The following is a 15,451-nucleotide window of genomic DNA, read 5'->3' as shown; positions in this document are numbered from 1 at the left end:
CTTCTTCTCCCCAGACAGGTGGGCAGGAGGCAGCACCGCCGGTGGACAACCCGTACGCGAAGCTGGACCCGCGGGAGACCCTCCACGCGCCTCCGCCCCCGCAGGTCCCCGAACGTGCGTGGCCCCTGCGGACGTGGCTGGTGGTCATCATCGTGGTCCTCTCCGGTCTCGGGCTCGCGGCGAGTTCGGTGGCGGTGTCCTCGATCATGCGCGAGGTGACTTATTCGCGTGTCGACGAAGACCTGGTCAACTCCCTCAGCGGGTGGGCGAGGAGCTCGGAGATCTTCAAGTCCGAGACCGACTCCCGGCCGCCCTCGGACTACGTGGTGATCAAACTCTTCGAGGACGGCTCCTCCGTCGTGTTCAACGACCCGGGTGAACTCCCCCGACTCTCCAGCGTCGCCGTGGGTCGTCCTCCGCAGACCGTTGACTCCGCGCCGGGAAGTGACTCCAAGACCCGCTGGCGCGTCATCGCCCACCGCGAGGAGGGGGTGACCACGGTCGTGGCGAAGAACCTCGCCCGGGAACAGACCCTCCTCTACGGACTCGCGCTGGTGCAGGTGGTCATCAGCCTGCTCGTCCTGGCGGTGCTCGCCCTGCTCAGTTACTACGTCGTGCGCCAGGCCATGGCCCCGCTGCGCGAGGTCGAACGCACCGCCGGTGAGATCGCGGCGGGTGACCTGGACCGTCGTGTCCCCGCCTGGCCGCGGACGACAGAGGTCGGACAGCTGGCACACGCCCTCAACACCATGATCGGACAGCTCCAGGAGTCCGTGGAGACGGCCCGGAGCAAGGAGGAGCAGATGAGGCGTTTCGTCGGCGACGCCTCCCACGAGCTGCGCACCCCGCTGACCTCGGTTCGCGGCTACACCGAGCTGTACCGCTCCGGAGCCACCGATGACATCGACATGGTGTTCACGCGTATCGACGACGAATCCCGTCGCATGTCCCTGCTCGTCGAGGACCTCCTGGCGCTGACCCGGGCAGAGGGTTCCCGCCTGGAACTCACCACGGTGGATCTGCTGGAGCTGTCGCTCTCGGTGGCGTCCTCGGCACGTGCGGCCTTCCCGGGGCGGGAGGTGACCGTGAGCAACGAAACCTCATCGGTCCCCGTCGTCGAAGGCGACGTCTCGCGGCTCCACCAGGTGCTGCTCAACCTCATCTCCAACGGACTGACCCACGGTGGTCCGGAGGCGGTGGTGACGGTGACGCTGCGACTCGAGGACGATGATGTTGTCCTCACCGTCGCGGATGACGGCCGGGGCATGTCCCCGGAGGCCGCCAGCCACATCTTCGAGCGTTTCTACCGCGAGGATCCCTCCCGCTCCCGCGCATCCGGCGGCTCAGGCCTGGGCCTGGCGATCGTGAAGTCGCTGGTGGAGAAGCATGGGGGAAGCATCACCGTGGACACCACCGAGGGGGAGGGAAGTGCCTTCACGGTGCGGCTGCCCCGCTCGGAGTAGCGCCCTGACCGCACCGGACGTCTAATCCGCTGCGGCGCCCAGCTCGGCGATGGCGCCGGCGATGTCGAGCCCCTCGACGGTATGGGTTTCCGGGTCCTCGTCCGCAGCCTCGCCGAGGAGGCGCCGAACGTAGGAGAGGTCCTTGTCGCCACGGCCCGATAGGTTCACCAGGTAGATGCGGTCGTGGTTGCCCTCGGCCTCGTCGATCTCGGCCAGCTTGAGTGCATACGCCAGGGCGTGGGAGGACTCGAGCGCGGGGATGATGCCCTCGTAGCGGGTGAGCATGCGGAAGGCCTGCAGGGCCTCATCGTCGGAGACTCCGACGTAGGTGGCGCGGCCGGTCTCCAGGAGCCAGGCGTGCTCGGGGCCGACGCCCGGGTAGTCCAGCCCTGCGGAGATGGAATGGGAGTTGAGCACGTCATCCTCACCCTCGCCCAGCATGACGTAGGAACGGGAACCGTGGAGGATGCCCACGCGGCCGCGGTTGAGCGGGGCACCGTGCTTCCCGGAGTCCAGGCCCTCGCCGGCCGGTTCGCAGCCGATGAGCGCGACGTCGGAGTCGTCGAAGTACTCGGCGAAGGCGCCGATGGCGTTGGAACCACCGCCGACGGCGGCGATGACGGCGTCGGGAAGCCGGCCGACCTCCTCGAGCATCTGCGCACGCGACTCCTTCGAGATCACCCGGTGGTATTCCTTGACCAGGCTGGGGAAGGGATGCGGGCCGGCGGCGGTGCCCAGCAGGTAGTGGGTGTTCTCGTAGGACTCGACCCAGTCGCGCAGGGCGACGTCGACGGCGTTCTGCAGACCATTGCCGCCGTTGTCGTCGACGGGGATGACCTCGGCGCCCATCAGGCGCATGCGGTAGACGTTGGACTGCTGGCGGGCGACGTCACGGGCTCCCATGTAGATGGTGCACTCCATGCCGAATCGGGCGGCGGCCATGGCCGTGGCGGTGCCGTGCTGGCCTGCCCCGGTCTCCGCGATGAGGCGGGTCTTGCCCAGCTTCCTCGCCAGCAGTGCCTGGGCCATGACCTGGTTGCCCTTGTGCGCGCCACCGTGCACGAGGTCCTCGCGCTTGAGGAAGATCCGGGCATGCCCCCTGCCCCTGCCCTCGCGGGGCAGATTCACGGTCTCGGTGATCGGGGTGGGACGGCCCAGGTAGGAGGTGTAGAGCTTGTTCAGCTCCGCGATGAACTCAGGGTCCTCGAGGGCCTCTGCGTAGGCGCGTTCAAGTTCGTCGAGAACGGGCAGCAGCGACGGGGGGACAAACTGGCCACCGAACTTCCCGAAGTAGGCGGGGAGGATGGTGGGGCGGGCTTCGCCCTCGGGCAGTTCCGGGTTGTCATGCAGTCGGGGAGTCAGATCCATGTAACAACCATAGGGCGTGGTTCCGTGCCCTACCGCCGGTTTGCCGCTCTCCGGGGGTGACCGGGCGCGAAGGCGTCAGGAACGGTCCAGGATTTCCCGGTAACGCGGAGACACGGGGTCCGGAAGCAACACCCCGGCCTGTTCCTGACACCCGCCGACTAGTCCGAACTCATCCGGTAGGGGCCCTCGCCGTCACGGATGGTCTGGCAGGCCAGGGTCTGGTCCTCGTGGTTGATCTCGTAGGGGGAGAGGACCTCGTTTTTCAGCATGTGGGACGGGCCTCCCGTCAGGGTGCACTGGCAGGTTCCGCAGTGACCCTCCATGCAGGAGTAGTGGGCCGGGATCTCCTCGGCCAGCAGGGCGTCGAGCAGGGTCATGCCCTGCGGCCAGTCGAAGGCGTACCCGGTGCCGTCGATGTCGGCGGTGTGGTCGCTCATGGTGTCCACTCCAGGGCGGCAATGATGTCCGCGGCCAGGCCGGGCAGATGCTCGTGGCGGATGCCGGAGATCCGGCGGACCTCGCCGAGTTCAGAGGAGGCGGCGGGAACGACCCGGTCGGCGTCCGAGATGAGGGAGACCACCCGGGTGCCCTCCGGTGCGGCGGCCTCGAAGGGGACCCTGGTCATCAGGTCATCGGCGCCGCGGCCCATCACGATGCCCACACCGAGGCGCACCGCCGGGTTCGGTGGCGGCGGTAGCCCACGGAAGGCGGCACCCACGCCGACCAGGGTCCGTACCCGGCCGGGGAACTCGTGGGCCAGACGGAGGCCGAGGTGGCCGCCGAGGGAGTGCCCGACGATGTCGATACGCTCCCTGGCAACCAGGATCTCTCCGGTGACTGCGACGAGTTCGGCGAAGGACTGCTCGATGCGCACGGTGCCCCGCAGTCCGTACAGGGGCGCGACGGCCGGGATCCCCAGGTCAAGCAACCCGCGTGCGGTGCGTTCGAAGTTGCCGGGCGACCCCATGAGCCCGTGCAGCAGCATCACCGGGGTGCCCTCCGTCCGATCCAGCGGGGGAAGCGGCGGCAGGGTCCCGCGGTGCGGCACCCAACGCAACAGGGACACTAGCGCGGGTGGCCGTCGGCGTCCGTCTCCAGGACGGCACGGATCTTCTCTGCGGCATCGTCCATCTTCGCCGGGTCGGTGGCGTCGGCGGCCATGGCCAGGGAGAAGTTGTACTCGCTCATCCGGTCGGTGGGGAAGATGTGGATGTGGGTGTGGGGGACGTCGAAACCGGCGATGATGTACCCGGCGCGGGACGCGTCGAAGGCCTCCTTCACCGCGCGGCCGACGTTCTGGGCGACCTCGTTGAGCTGACCCCAGACGGTGGGGGAGAGGTCGGTCCACCGGTCGGTCTCCTCGACCGGCACGACCAGCACGTGGCCGTAACGGAGGGGCTCGATGCTGAGGAAGGCGACGACCAGATCGTCGCGGTAGACGAAGCGGGCCGGGAGCTCGCCGTTGATGATCTTGGTGAACACGCTACTCATGCCAGCCAGGCTACCTCTAGACTTGGTGGTCATGCGCATTCTCGTGATCGGTTCGGGCGGCCGCGAACACGCCCTCCTCAAGGGCCTGGCCGTCGACCCCGCCACCACTGACCTCCACGTCACCCCCGGTAACGCCGGCATGTCCGACCTCGCCACCGTCCACCCGGACGCGGGCAAAGTCGATGACGGTGCCGCCATGGTGGCCCTCGCCCGGGGCATTGAGGCCGACCTGGTCGTCATCGGCCCCGAGATTCCGCTGGTGGCGGGCGTCGCCGATGACCTCCGCGAAGCCGGTTTCCGGGTCTTCGGCCCGTCCCGGGAGGCGGCCCAGATCGAGGGCTCGAAGCAGTTCGCCAAGGACGTCATGGCGGACGCGGGTGTGAAGACGGCGCGCGCCGAGCAGCTCGCGCCGGGTACCTCGGAGACGGACATCGAGGCTGCCCTGGATCGTTTCGGCCCCACCTGGGTGGTCAAGGACGATGGGCTGGCCGGCGGCAAGGGCGTCGTGGTCACCCCCGATCGGGACGCCGCCCTCGAGCACGTCCGCGCGGTCCACGCGCAGGGTAACCCGGTGCTCCTCGAGTCCTTCCTCAACGGCCCGGAAATCTCCCTGTTCTGCCTGGTGGACGGCGAGACCGTCGTCCCGCTTCTCCCCGCGCAGGATCACAAGCGCGCCTACGACAACGACGAGGGGCCGAACACCGGCGGCATGGGCGCCTACACCCCGCTGCCGTGGCTGCCCGCGGAGGGCGTCCAGCGCATCGTTGATGAGGTCTGTGTCCCGGTCGCCCGGGAGATGGTCCGCCGCGGCACCCCGTACTCCGGTCTGCTCTACGCGGGTCTGGCGTGGGATGCGGACGGCCCGTGGGTCGTGGAGTTCAACGCCCGCTTCGGGGATCCGGAGACCCAGCCGGTCCTCGCGCTGCTGAAGACCCCGCTCGCCTCGCTTCTCGACGCCGTGGCGTCCGGCACCCTCGCCGAGCACCCGCCGCTGGAGTGGGAGGACGCCTACGCGTTGACCGTCGTGCTGGCGGCCGAGAACTACCCGGTCTCCCCGGTCACCGGCGGCGTCATCAGCGGCGACGTGGTCTCGGACCCGAACAAGGTGCTGCACGCCGGCACCGCACGCAACGACGCAGGTGAGCTCGTGTCGGCCGGTGGCCGCGTGCTCAACATCGTCGGCGTCGGCGGCACCCTCGAGGAGGCACGCGATGACGCGTACGCCACCATCGGACAGATCACCCTCGAGGGTTCCTTCTACCGCAACGACATCGCACTGCCTGCCGTGGAGGGACGCATCACCTTATGAACCTCGTGAGCAGTAGGAGCGAGGTCCAGCCCTTCCGGGTCATGCAGATGCTTGATCTGGTTCATCGGCGGCGTCGCGACGGGCACGACACCATCATGCTGTGTGCCGGCCAGCCCGCCACCGGCGCGCCGAAGCCTGCCCTGGCGGCTGCCGAACAGGGGCTGCGCGACTCCACGCTCGGGTACACCGAGGTCATCGGCGACCGGGATCTCCGGGAGGAGGTCGCCAGGTGGCATTCCGAGACCTACGGCGTGGATACCTCGGCAGACAATGTGGTGATCACCACGGGTTCCTCCGGCGGTTTCGTCGCCTCGTTCCTCGCGGTCCTCGACCACGGGGACACCGTGGCGCTGTCCTGCCCCGGGTACCCGGCGTACCGGAACATCCTCGAGTCCCTGGGCGCGCGCATCGTGGATCTGGTCTGCGACGAGTCGACCCGGTTCCAGCCCACGGCCGCGATGCTCGAGGCGTTGCCGGAGACGGACAGGCCGCGCGCGGTGATCGTCACCTCCCCGGGCAACCCGTCCGGCACGATCATCGACCCGGCGGAGCTGGCCAGGATCGCGAAGTGGTGCGAGGACAATGACGCGGTGCTCATCTCGGATGAGGACTACCACGGCATGAGCTTCGGCCGCCCGCTCGCCACCGCCCGTCAGTTCTCTGACCGGGCGATCGTGGTGGGCACCCTGTCGAAGTACTTCTCCATGACCGGGTGGCGCGTCGGCTGGCTGATCCTCCCCGATGAGCTGATCAGCCCCGTGGAGAACCTGCAGGCCTCGCTCGCGCTGTGTGCGCCGGCGATCTCGCAGGTCGCGGGCAGGGCGGCGTTCTCCGCAGAGGCGCGCACGGAGCTCGACGGCCACGTGGAGACCTACCGCGCGGCACGCCAGGTGCTTCTCGACGAGCTGCCGGAGATCGGCTTCACCCGCTTCGCCGCGCCCGACGGCGGTCTGTACCTGTGGCTCGACGTCTCCCATGTCACCGATGACTCCGAGGCCTGGTGCCATGAACTCGTCGATGAGATCGGCGTGGCCTTCGCGCCGGGCGTGGACTTCGACCCGATCGACGGACACCACTGGGTGCGCCTGAGCCTGTGTGCCCCGGAGGATGAGACGCGGGAGGCCTGCCGCCGCCTGGGCGGGTACGTCAACCGCTAGAGCGGGCCAGGCGCCCTCCCCTCCACCTCCACGGCCTCAGCTCACCCCCGGTGCGGCGCATGCGATAATCACAGTTGTGGCTGATAAGAAGAAGATCGCGAACGTCCTGTCCAACCGCTACGCTTCCGCTGAGCTGACCGAGCTGTGGAGCCCCGAGTACAAGATCATCCTGGAGCGTCAGCTCTGGATCGCCGTGATGAAGGCGCAGAAGGGCCTCGGCGTCGACATCCCGGCCGAGGCTGTCGCGGCCTACGAGGCCGTCATCGACCAGGTGGATCTGGCCTCCATCGCCGACCGTGAGCGGGTCACCCGTCACGACGTGAAGGCGCGCATCGAGGAGTTCAACGCCCTGGCGGGGCAGGAGCACATCCACAAGGGCATGACCTCGCGCGATCTCACGGAGAACGTCGAGCAGCTGCAGATCCACCGTTCGCTGGAGTTCATCCGCGACAAGGCGGTGACGGTGGTCGCCCGTGTCGGTGACCGCGCCGCCCAGTACAAGTCCCTGGTCATGGCGGGCCGTTCCCACAATGTCGCGGCGCAGGCCACGACGTTGGGCAAGCGTTTCGCCACCGCAGCGGATGAGATGCTCGTGGCCATCGAACGCGTGGAAGACCTCATCTCCCGCTACCCGCTGCGGGGAATCAAGGGTCCGATGGGCACCTCCCAGGACATGCTGGACCTCATGGGCGGCGACGAGAACAAGCTCAGCGCTCTGGAGACCTCCATCGCCGACCACCTCGGCTTCTCCCGGATCTTTGACTCGGTGGGCCAGGTGTATCCGCGTTCCCTGGACTTCGACGCCGTCTCCGCTCTGGTGCAGCTCGGCGCCGGCCCGTCCTCACTCTCGCACACCATCCGGCTCATGGCCGGCACCGAGACCGTGACCGAGGGTTTCAAGGAGGGCCAGGTCGGCTCCTCCGCGATGCCGCACAAGATGAACGCCCGCTCCTGTGAGCGCGTCGGCGGCCTGCAGGTCATCCTGCGCGGTTACCTCACCATGACGGCGGACCTGGCGGGCCAGCAGTGGAACGAGGGCGACGTGTTCTGCTCCGTCATCCGCCGCGTGGCGCTGCCGGACGCTTTCTTCGCCATCGACGGCATGTTCGAGACCTTCCTCACCGTCCTCAGCGAGTTCGGCGCCTTCCCGGCGATGATCAACCGCGAGCTGGAGCGTTACCTGCCGTTCCTGGCCACCACCCGCATCCTCATGGCCGCCGTCCGCGCGGGCGTCGGCCGTGAGACCGCGCACGAGGTGATCAAGGAGAACGCCGTCGCCGTGGCCCTGAACATGCGCGAAAACGGCGGCGGTCAGGACCTCATTGAGCGACTGGCCGCCGACGAGCGTCTGCCCATGACCAGGGAGGATCTCGACGCCGCCCTGGCAGACCGGAACGCCTTCATCGGCGCGGCCGAGTCGCAGGTCGACCACGTTCTGCGTCGTATCCAGGACCTCGTCGACAGTCACCCCGAGGCCGCCGCCTACCAGCCGGGCGAGATCCTCTAGTTCCATTTCCCAACCACCACGGGCGGGTCTAGACTCCATGGTCATGCGTCCTGAGCTGTCCGACTATAATCACATCTCCGCGGGCAAGGTCCGTGAGATCTACGAAGTGGATGACAACACCCTGCTGATGGTGGTCTCCGACCGCATCTCGGCCTATGACCATGTCCTGGATCCGGAGATCCCGGACAAGGGTCGGGTGCTCACCGCGATGAGCGTCTTCTTCTTCAACGCCATCGACTTCCCGAATCATCTGGCCGGCCCGGTGGATGATCCGCGAATCCCGGAGGAGGTGCTGGGCCGAGCGCTGATCGTGAAGAAGTTGCGGATGCTCCCCTTCGAGTGCGTCGCACGTGGCTACCTCACCGGCTCGGGTCTCAAGGAGTACAAGGCCGACGGCACTGTGTGCGGCATCGAGCTGCCCGCCGGTCTCGTGGAGGCCTCCAGGCTGCCGGAGCCGATCTTCACGCCCGCCACCAAGGCGGAGCTCGGTGACCACGACGAGAACGTGAGCTTTGACGCGGTCGTCAGAAAGCTCGGTGAGACCCGCGCGAATGAGCTGCGCGACGCCACGCTGCAGATCTACGCCGAAGCCGCCGCGCTCGCCGAGTCCAAGGGCCTCATCCTGGCGGACACCAAGTTCGAGTTCGGTCTGGACGCGGACGGCACGCTCGTGCTCGCCGATGAGGTCCTCACACCCGACTCCTCCCGTTACTGGCCGGCAGACACCTATGAGGAGGGGAAGGTGCAGCCGAGCTTCGACAAGCAGTACGTGCGCAACTGGTTGACCTCCCCCAAGTCCGGCTGGTCCCAGGATGACACCACTCCGCCGCCGGCGCTGCCGGGTTCCGTGGTGGAGGCCACCCGCGAGCGCTACATCGAGGCGTATGAGCGACTGTCGGGTGAGAAGTTCTGTACCTGGGTCGGGGAGTGCGTCTAGCAGGCGACTACGATCGGTGGGCATGACTCTGCAGCCCCCGATCGCCCCCCGCCACCCGGTCGTCCGTGAGTTCCACGGGCGGACCTTCGTCGACGACTACGAATGGCTGCGGGACAAGGATTCCCCCGAGACGATCGCCCATCTCGAGGCGGAGAACGCCTATACGGCACAGCAGACCGCCGACATCGAGGACCTGACCGAGGAGATCTACACCGAGATCAAGTCCCGCATCAAGGAGACGGACATGTCCGTCCCGCAGCGCTCCGGCGACTGGTGGTACTACGGGCGGACCGAGGAGGGCAAGGACTACGGCTTCTCCTGCCGCATCCCGGTCGATGAGGCACATGACCCCTGGACCCCGCCGGTCATCCCCGAGGAGGGGCGCCCGGAGGGGGAGCAGATCATCCTCGACCTCAACCAGCTCGCCGAGGGGCACGAGTTCTTCTCCCTCGGCGCGTCCTCGGTGACCACCTCCGGGCGTTTCCTCGCCTACTCCGTGGACACCACCGGCGAGGAGCGCTTCACCCTGCGCATCAGGAACCTCGAGACGGGCGAACTGCTGCCCGACGTGCTGGAGGACATCTACTACGGCGCGACCTGGGCGGGCGAGGACCACCTCTTCTACCAGCGCGTCGACGACGCCTGGCGTCCCGACTCCGTGTGGCGCCACCGCATCGGCACCGACCCGGCCGAGGACGTGTGCGTCTTCCGGGAGGCGGACGAGCAGTTCTTCACCGGCGTCGGTTCCACCCGCAGCGAGAAATACCTCATCGTCGAGGCGGCCTCCAAGATCACCTCCGAAACCCGTGTCCTGTCGATGTCGGATCCGGAGGGTGAGTTCGAGGTCCTGTGGCCGCGGGAGAAGGGCGTCGAGTACTCCGTGGACCACGCCGTCGTCTCCGGCCTGGAGGGCGGCGGGGACAGGTGGATCGTCACCCACAACGCGACCGGCCCCAACTTCGAGGTGGGCGAGTGCCCGGTTTCGGAACTCAAGCCACTCCGCGAGCTGGAGATTCTCATTCCGCACTCCCCGGAAACCCGGATCGAGGGAGTGGACACGTTCGAGGGGCATGTGGTCGTCGCTTATCGACGCGGCGCCATCGGCCGTCTCGCCGTCATGGAACTGCCCGCATCCGGCTGCTACGGCACCTTCCGGGAGCTGGACTTCGACGAGGAGCTCTACACCGCCGGTTCCCTGGGCAACCCTGAATGGGACGCGCCCGTCATCCGGATCTCCTACGGTTCCTTCACCACCCCGGCGCGCCTCTACGACTACCGCATCGCTTCCGGGGAGTTCACCCTGCTCAAGGAGCAGGAGGTGCTCGGCGGCTATGACCGTGCGGACTACACCGCCTACCGCCTCTGGGCCACCGCCGCCGACGGCGAACAGATTCCCGTGTCCGTGGTCCACCGCGCCGACCTGGACGTCAGCCGCCCGAACCCGATGGTGCTCTACGCCTACGGCTCCTACGAGTCCAGCATCGACCCGGGGTTCTCCATCTCGCGGCTCTCCGTGATGGACCGCGGAATGATCTTCGCGGTGGCCCACGTCCGCGGTGGCGGCGAGATGGGTCGCGCCTGGTACGACACCGGCAAGTTGATGGCGAAGAAGAACACCTTCACCGACTTCATCGACGTCGCCGACGACCTGATCGCCCGCGGCCTCACCGCCCCGGACCGGCTGGTCGCTGAGGGCGGTTCCGCCGGTGGCATGCTCATGGGTGCTGTCGCCAACATGGCGCCCGACCGCTTCGCCGGCATCCAGGCCGTCGTCCCCTTCGTCGATGCGTTGACCTCCATGCTCAAGCCCGAGCTGCCGCTGACCGTGACCGAGTGGGACGAGTGGGGTGACCCGTTCCACGATCCGGAGGTCTACGACTACATGGCCTCTTACGCCCCCTATGAGAACGTCGAGGCCAAGGCGTACCCGGACATCATTGCTATCACCTCGCTCAATGACACCCGTGTGCTCTACGTCGAGCCCGCCAAGTGGATCGCCAAGCTGCGGGAGACCGCAACCGCCGGCGAGTTCCTGCTCAAGACGGAGATGACCGCGGGTCATGGTGGAGTGTCCGGCAGGTACGCCCGCTGGCGCCAGACTGCCTTCGAGTACGCGTGGACGCTGCGCACCGCGGGTGCCGGGGCCAACTTGCCGCGACAGGGCAGCGTGGACGTGCGATAATTCGCCTTATGCGTGGCCGCCTCCTGGTTTCAGTTTCCAGTATCTTCTCCGAGACCAGGGGAGCAGTGGCGGGGATGCTGACGTCCCTCGACGCGGAGAACATCCCCGTGTCCCTCCTGGTCGCGCCGCACATCGACGGCAACTGGCGCCTGGCCAGGGATCCGTCGACACGGGACTGGCTGCTGGACCAGCAGGAGGCCGGCCGCGTGATCATCCTCAACGGTTTCGATCAGGCGGTGCAGGGCCGTCGCGCCGAATTCGCCAACCTGGACGCCCATGAGGCTCGCCTACGCCTGGCCGGTGCCACCCGCCAGATGAAGAAGATCGGCTTCGACCCCGACATCTTCGCCCCGCCCCGCTGGCGCATGTCGCCCGGCACGCTCGAGGTACTCCCCGAATTCGACTTCACCCTCGCGGCCAGCACCCGCGGACTGCACAACCTTGCCGACGGTTCTTTCGAGCAGTGCCGCAACCTCTCCGTCGGAGAGGGTTTCGGTGCTGCCAAGTGGTGGCGTCGCAATGTGATCCGGGCAGCCGGGCGTGGCGCCGCCAGCGGAAACACCATCCGCCTGTCGGTGTCGGGCCGTAACCTGCAGGAGAAGAAGGTCGCCTCGGATTTTCTCCGCGCCGCCGTCGCGGCCGTCGATGCAGGTGCGACACCGAGCGACTACCGCACCGTAGTCTGAAGGAATGACTGAGCTTCTCGACACCCCCGTGACCCTCAACGAATCCACCCCCTCGACCCTGCGTGAGATCGCCGAAGGCGATCTCATCCTGCTGGTCAACACCGCCTCCGCCTGCGGTCTCACCCCTCAGTACGCCGGCCTCCAGCAGCTGGCCGAGGACTACGCCGGACGTGGTCTGACTGTCATCGGCGCGCCCTGCAACCAGTTCCGCGGACAGGAGCCCGGCACCGATGAGCAGATCGCCGACTTCTGCTCCCTGAACTACGGCGTCACCTTCCCGTTGCTGTCCAAGCTCGAGGTCAACGGCGAGGGCGCCCACCCGATCTACCGGGAGCTGACCCGGGTGGCGGATGCTGAGGGCGAGGCCGGTGACGTCCAGTGGAACTTCGAGAAGTTCCTCGTTTCCCCCGCCGGTGACGTGATCGCGCGCATCCGGCCGCGTACCGAGCCGCAGGACCCCGCACTGGTTGCCCTGATCGAGGAGAACCTGCCGGCCTAACCGGCAGACGTCCCTGCCGACGCATTCGCCCCGCACCACCCCGTGAATCACAGGGGAGGTGCGGGGCGAAAGTTCCTGGTGGCAGGTGCCTAGCGGCCGGCGTGTTCCGGGCGGCCCTTCCCGAAGGAGTGGGCGGGGCGGCCGCTGCCCTTCGGCTCGACCGGGGTGGAGGTGGCCTGCAGGTTGAAGCCCACCTTCACCGGATCGTGGTCGGAGGAGCGGAAGTAGTTGTCCTCGTGGAAGTCGACGGCGTTGTAGTTGCGCCGGGAGTACTCGTAGACGATCGGCTCGTCGGCGTTGATGTTCCAGATGCGGGCGTCAGCGACGAGTTCCATCGCTGCGGCATTGCCCAGGGCATGGTCCAGAGAACCGAGCAGACCGCCGAACTGGTAGGTGGTGTGCCCCGGGTCGTACTTCGCGGCGATGTTGGAGTAGCCGTTGGCCTCGAGCACGGAGATCGCGGTCTCGCGGGAGTACGCGTTGATGTCGCCCAGGATGAACACGGGCAGTTCGCTCCAGTCCGACTGGTCGCCGAGGTGCTCGAGGAGCGCCTGGGACTGGTTGGCGCGGACGGTGGCGTTGTTGCCCTGGCCGTCACCCCGGTCGATGTCGCCGTCGGCGACGGAACCCTTGGACTTGAAGTGGTTGACCACCGCGACGAAGGACTTCCCGCCGTCTACGGCGGCGAACTCCTGGGCCAGCGGCTGGCGGGCGGTGCGGGTGAAGCGGGCGTCGTCGAAGATGCGGGACTCGCCGACGGTCTTGACGGTCGCCGGGTTGTAGATGAAGCCGACACGGATCTTGTCCTCGTCGGTCCCGACCTCGGCGGGGGACGAGGCATACGCCCAGCGGGTGGTGCCGGCGTCGGCGTTGAGGGCGTCGACAAGCGCGGACAGGGCCTCATCCCGACGCTCGATGTCGCCGCTCAGGGCGTAGGTGTTCTCGATCTCCTCCAGGCCCAGGACGTCGACGTCGAGTGCGTTGATGGCCGCGACGATCTTGGTCTGCTGGTCGTTGAAGGCTGCTTCGGTGTACGCGCCGCGGACGTCACAGCCGTTGGCGCCCACCGGGGTGCCGTTCCGGTCGGTGTACGCGCGGCAACCAGTCTCGTCCTCGCCCAGCGAGGTGAAGTAGTTCAGGACGTTGAACGAGGCGATGGAATGGTCGCCCTTGACCGAGTCCATGGCGTCGATCTCCGCTGCGCGGGTGTCCTCCCAGGTGATGGGGAGCTGCGCGGCGGAGTTGTCGCCGGTGATCGGGGTGGTCGGCTGGAAACGCCAGTGGTTGTGGCTGAAGTCCACGACGACCGGGTGCTGGAAGTCCACCGCAGCGCCGCTACGGATGGAGGTGCCCTTCGCGCCGTCGACGGCGACGTAGGGAAGCGGGGTGGCCTGGTCGCTGTTCAGGTAGTTGCGGGTGCGGCCGTCGTCGAGAAGCACGAGTTCGTCCTGCTGCTCGGCGGCGAGCCGCTGGGCAGCGGAGGCCGGATCGGTGTCGGGGGCGTGGACGTCGGTCGGCTGGCGGTGGGCCGTGGTGCCCGGGGCCAGACCGATCTCGCCGAAGGTGTTCAGCGCGTAGTTGTTGGTGACGGTGTGGGCGCCGGTCGGCAGGACGAGCATGTGCTCGTAGGCCTCACGGGTCTCGGCACCGGCCGGCAGACGGTCGATCGTGGTCGGGGTGACCGGGGCGAAGGTGGTGTCGGCGGCGGTGATCGTCGGGCGGGTGAGCTGGGTGACGTCGAAGCGCTCCTCGGCCTGGGCGGTGACGATGATGGAGTCGCCGATGGCCGGGTAGGTGCTCTGGCTGCCCATGTAGACGAAGACGGCGTCGGAGGCGTCCCCGGCCTGCTTCTCGACGCCGCCGGTGCCGCCGGTCTGCAGGATGAAGCCGTTGCGGCCGCCCTCCGGGTAGACCGCGGTGACCACACCCTCGGTGGTGACCTGCTTGTCCGCGTACGGGGAGACGGCGCCGGTGCCCTGGATCTCGGCGATGGAAACTGCCGCGCCGGGTTCGGTCCCGGGATCTGGCTCGGGATCGGTGATGACCGGGCCGGTGCCGGCGGAGCTCTGCGGAGTAGGGGCGGCGGCGATGAAGTCGAGGGCGTTGTCATCGGTGTCATGGCCGAGAGGCTCACGCTGTGCGGAGGTCGAGTTGGACAGGGTCCGGGTGGGGCCGGATCCCTCGTAGAGGTTGGCGGTGCTGCCGAAGCCGACGAGGTCGACGGTGTTTCCGGCGGCGTCCTTGAACACGACCTTGCCGTTGGCACCGCTCATCGCGGCGTTTCCGATGGCGTCCGGGGTGGGCAGGGCCTCGGTGCCGCCGCTGCCCTTGGCCTGCTGGATGAGGTAGAAGTCGCCGGGTGCGACAGTGCCCGACAGCGTGGTGGTGTTCGCGGCGGTGGTGCCGGTCGCCGAGTAGTACTCGACCGTCCAGCCCTCCAGCGAGATCGGGGCGTCGGTCGGGTTGTACAGCTCGACGAAGTCGTGGGTGTACGTCGAACCGGAGTTGCCGCCTCCTCCGTAGACCTCGTTGATGACGACGTCGTCACCAGTCGGGGTGGCCAGAGCGGTCGAGGGGACGAGAATGAGGGAGAGGCCGGTGGCGGCGGCTGCGATCAGCCCGCTGGCGGGACGGAGCATGGAGGGTACCTTCGCGAATGAGGGGAAAAGGGTGTGGTGAGACGTATGTGTCCTCCCGAATACTTAACCCTTGATCGCACCTTTCTGCTGGCCAGCGGATCGCGATCCTATCCGCTTCGGGTCCTGCTGCTGGCCTTTTGGCCGGACGTTGGTGGAGATGTCATGTGTCCTTCACTGATGCGATATCCCGGGTTCACCGACTCCGGCCCGTGC

At 67.7% G+C, this 15,451-nt stretch carries 13 protein-coding genes; 8 read left to right on the top strand and 5 right to left on the bottom strand.

Features of this window, described 5'->3' with window-relative positions:
- Positions 1-41: 41 nt before the first annotated feature.
- Positions 42-1,463 (top strand): sensor histidine kinase, encoded by a 1,422-nt coding sequence (locus CETAM_RS11300; RefSeq protein ID WP_231587478.1) that lies wholly within the window; start codon positions 42-44, stop codon positions 1,461-1,463.
- A 21-nt stretch (positions 1,464-1,484) separates the two neighbouring features.
- On the opposite strand, the gene trpB is transcribed toward CETAM_RS11300, so the two are convergent.
- The 4 genes from trpB to CETAM_RS11280 form a co-directional block, all read right to left on the bottom strand.
- Positions 1,485-2,831: a tryptophan synthase subunit beta gene (gene trpB / locus CETAM_RS11295; RefSeq protein WP_156228936.1), complete on the bottom strand. Its 1,347-nt coding sequence runs from the start codon at positions 2,829-2,831 to the stop codon at positions 1,485-1,487.
- 158 nt (positions 2,832-2,989) lie between these two features.
- Positions 2,990-3,268 carry a 2Fe-2S iron-sulfur cluster-binding protein gene (locus tag CETAM_RS11290; RefSeq protein WP_156228935.1) on the bottom strand — a complete coding sequence of 93 codons (279 nt, stop codon included), beginning with the start codon at positions 3,266-3,268 and terminating at the stop codon, positions 2,990-2,992.
- Positions 3,265-3,897 (bottom strand): alpha/beta fold hydrolase, encoded by a 633-nt coding sequence (locus CETAM_RS11285; protein WP_197085739.1) that lies wholly within the window; start codon positions 3,895-3,897, stop codon positions 3,265-3,267. The genes CETAM_RS11290 and CETAM_RS11285 overlap by 4 nt, the downstream gene beginning before the upstream one ends.
- On the bottom strand, positions 3,897-4,322 hold the full coding sequence (locus tag CETAM_RS11280) for an HIT family protein (RefSeq protein ID WP_156228933.1): 426 nt from the start codon (positions 4,320-4,322) through the stop codon (positions 3,897-3,899). The genes CETAM_RS11285 and CETAM_RS11280 overlap by 1 nt, the downstream gene beginning before the upstream one ends.
- Positions 4,323-4,353: 31 nt before the next feature.
- On the opposite strand from CETAM_RS11280, the gene purD reads away from it, so the two are divergent.
- The 7 genes from purD (at position 4,354) to CETAM_RS11245 (ending at position 12,599) form a co-directional block, all read left to right on the top strand.
- On the top strand, positions 4,354-5,631 hold the full coding sequence (gene purD, locus CETAM_RS11275) for a phosphoribosylamine--glycine ligase (RefSeq protein WP_156228932.1): 1,278 nt from the start codon (positions 4,354-4,356) through the stop codon (positions 5,629-5,631).
- Positions 5,632-5,672: 41 nt separating this feature from the next.
- Complete coding sequence (locus CETAM_RS11270) at positions 5,673-6,788, top strand: pyridoxal phosphate-dependent aminotransferase (protein ID WP_156229500.1); 1,116 nt, start codon at positions 5,673-5,675, stop codon at positions 6,786-6,788.
- Positions 6,789-6,855: 67 nt separating this feature from the next.
- The gene (gene purB, locus CETAM_RS11265; RefSeq protein WP_197085859.1) at positions 6,856-8,295 is read left to right on the top strand and encodes an adenylosuccinate lyase; all 1,440 of its coding nucleotides are present in this window, start codon (positions 6,856-6,858) and stop codon (positions 8,293-8,295) included.
- A 43-nt stretch (positions 8,296-8,338) separates the two neighbouring features.
- Positions 8,339-9,232, top strand: coding sequence for a phosphoribosylaminoimidazolesuccinocarboxamide synthase (locus CETAM_RS11260; protein ID WP_156228930.1), 894 nt, complete (start codon positions 8,339-8,341; stop codon positions 9,230-9,232).
- A gap of 22 nt (positions 9,233-9,254) precedes the next feature.
- Positions 9,255-11,414, top strand: a complete 2,160-nt coding sequence (locus CETAM_RS11255; RefSeq protein ID WP_156228929.1) for a S9 family peptidase — start codon at positions 9,255-9,257, stop codon at positions 11,412-11,414.
- Positions 11,415-11,422: 8 nt separating this feature from the next.
- Positions 11,423-12,100, top strand: coding sequence for a DUF2334 domain-containing protein (locus CETAM_RS11250; RefSeq protein WP_156228928.1), 678 nt, complete (start codon positions 11,423-11,425; stop codon positions 12,098-12,100).
- Positions 12,101-12,104: 4 nt separating this feature from the next.
- Positions 12,105-12,599, top strand: a complete 495-nt coding sequence (locus CETAM_RS11245; protein ID WP_156228927.1) for a glutathione peroxidase — start codon at positions 12,105-12,107, stop codon at positions 12,597-12,599.
- Between the two features lie 89 nt (positions 12,600-12,688).
- Here CETAM_RS11245 and CETAM_RS11240 read toward each other — a convergent pair whose 3' ends face one another.
- Positions 12,689-15,238, bottom strand: a complete 2,550-nt coding sequence (locus CETAM_RS11240; protein ID WP_156228926.1) for an ExeM/NucH family extracellular endonuclease — start codon at positions 15,236-15,238, stop codon at positions 12,689-12,691.
- Between the last annotated feature and the right edge of the window lie 213 nt (positions 15,239-15,451).

This window comes from Corynebacterium comes (assembly GCF_009734405.1).
GTDB classification, from domain to species: domain Bacteria; phylum Actinomycetota; class Actinomycetes; order Mycobacteriales; family Mycobacteriaceae; genus Corynebacterium; species Corynebacterium comes.
Note: the sequence above shows the minus strand (reverse complement) of the source record. Positions and strands in the feature narration are given on the sequence as shown.

Bases quoted from the DNA above. Each gene is read 5' to 3' on its own strand.
- CETAM_RS11250 (WP_156228928.1), top strand. From the start codon at position 11,423: ATGCGTGGCCGCCTCCTGGTTTCAGTTTCCAGTATCTTCTCCGAGACC.
- CETAM_RS11280 (WP_156228933.1), bottom strand. From the start codon at position 4,322: ATGAGTAGCGTGTTCACCAAGATCATCAACGGCGAGCTCCCGGCCCGC.
- CETAM_RS11260 (WP_156228930.1), top strand. From the start codon at position 8,339: ATGCGTCCTGAGCTGTCCGACTATAATCACATCTCCGCGGGCAAGGTC.
- CETAM_RS11255 (WP_156228929.1), top strand. From the start codon at position 9,255: ATGACTCTGCAGCCCCCGATCGCCCCCCGCCACCCGGTCGTCCGTGAG.
- trpB (WP_156228936.1), bottom strand. From the start codon at position 2,831: ATGGATCTGACTCCCCGACTGCATGACAACCCGGAACTGCCCGAGGGC.
- CETAM_RS11270 (WP_156229500.1), top strand. From the start codon at position 5,673: ATGCAGATGCTTGATCTGGTTCATCGGCGGCGTCGCGACGGGCACGAC.
- CETAM_RS11290 (WP_156228935.1), bottom strand. From the start codon at position 3,268: ATGAGCGACCACACCGCCGACATCGACGGCACCGGGTACGCCTTCGAC.
- CETAM_RS11240 (WP_156228926.1), bottom strand. From the start codon at position 15,238: ATGCTCCGTCCCGCCAGCGGGCTGATCGCAGCCGCCGCCACCGGCCTC.
- CETAM_RS11245 (WP_156228927.1), top strand. From the start codon at position 12,105: ATGACTGAGCTTCTCGACACCCCCGTGACCCTCAACGAATCCACCCCC.
- purD (WP_156228932.1), top strand. From the start codon at position 4,354: ATGCGCATTCTCGTGATCGGTTCGGGCGGCCGCGAACACGCCCTCCTC.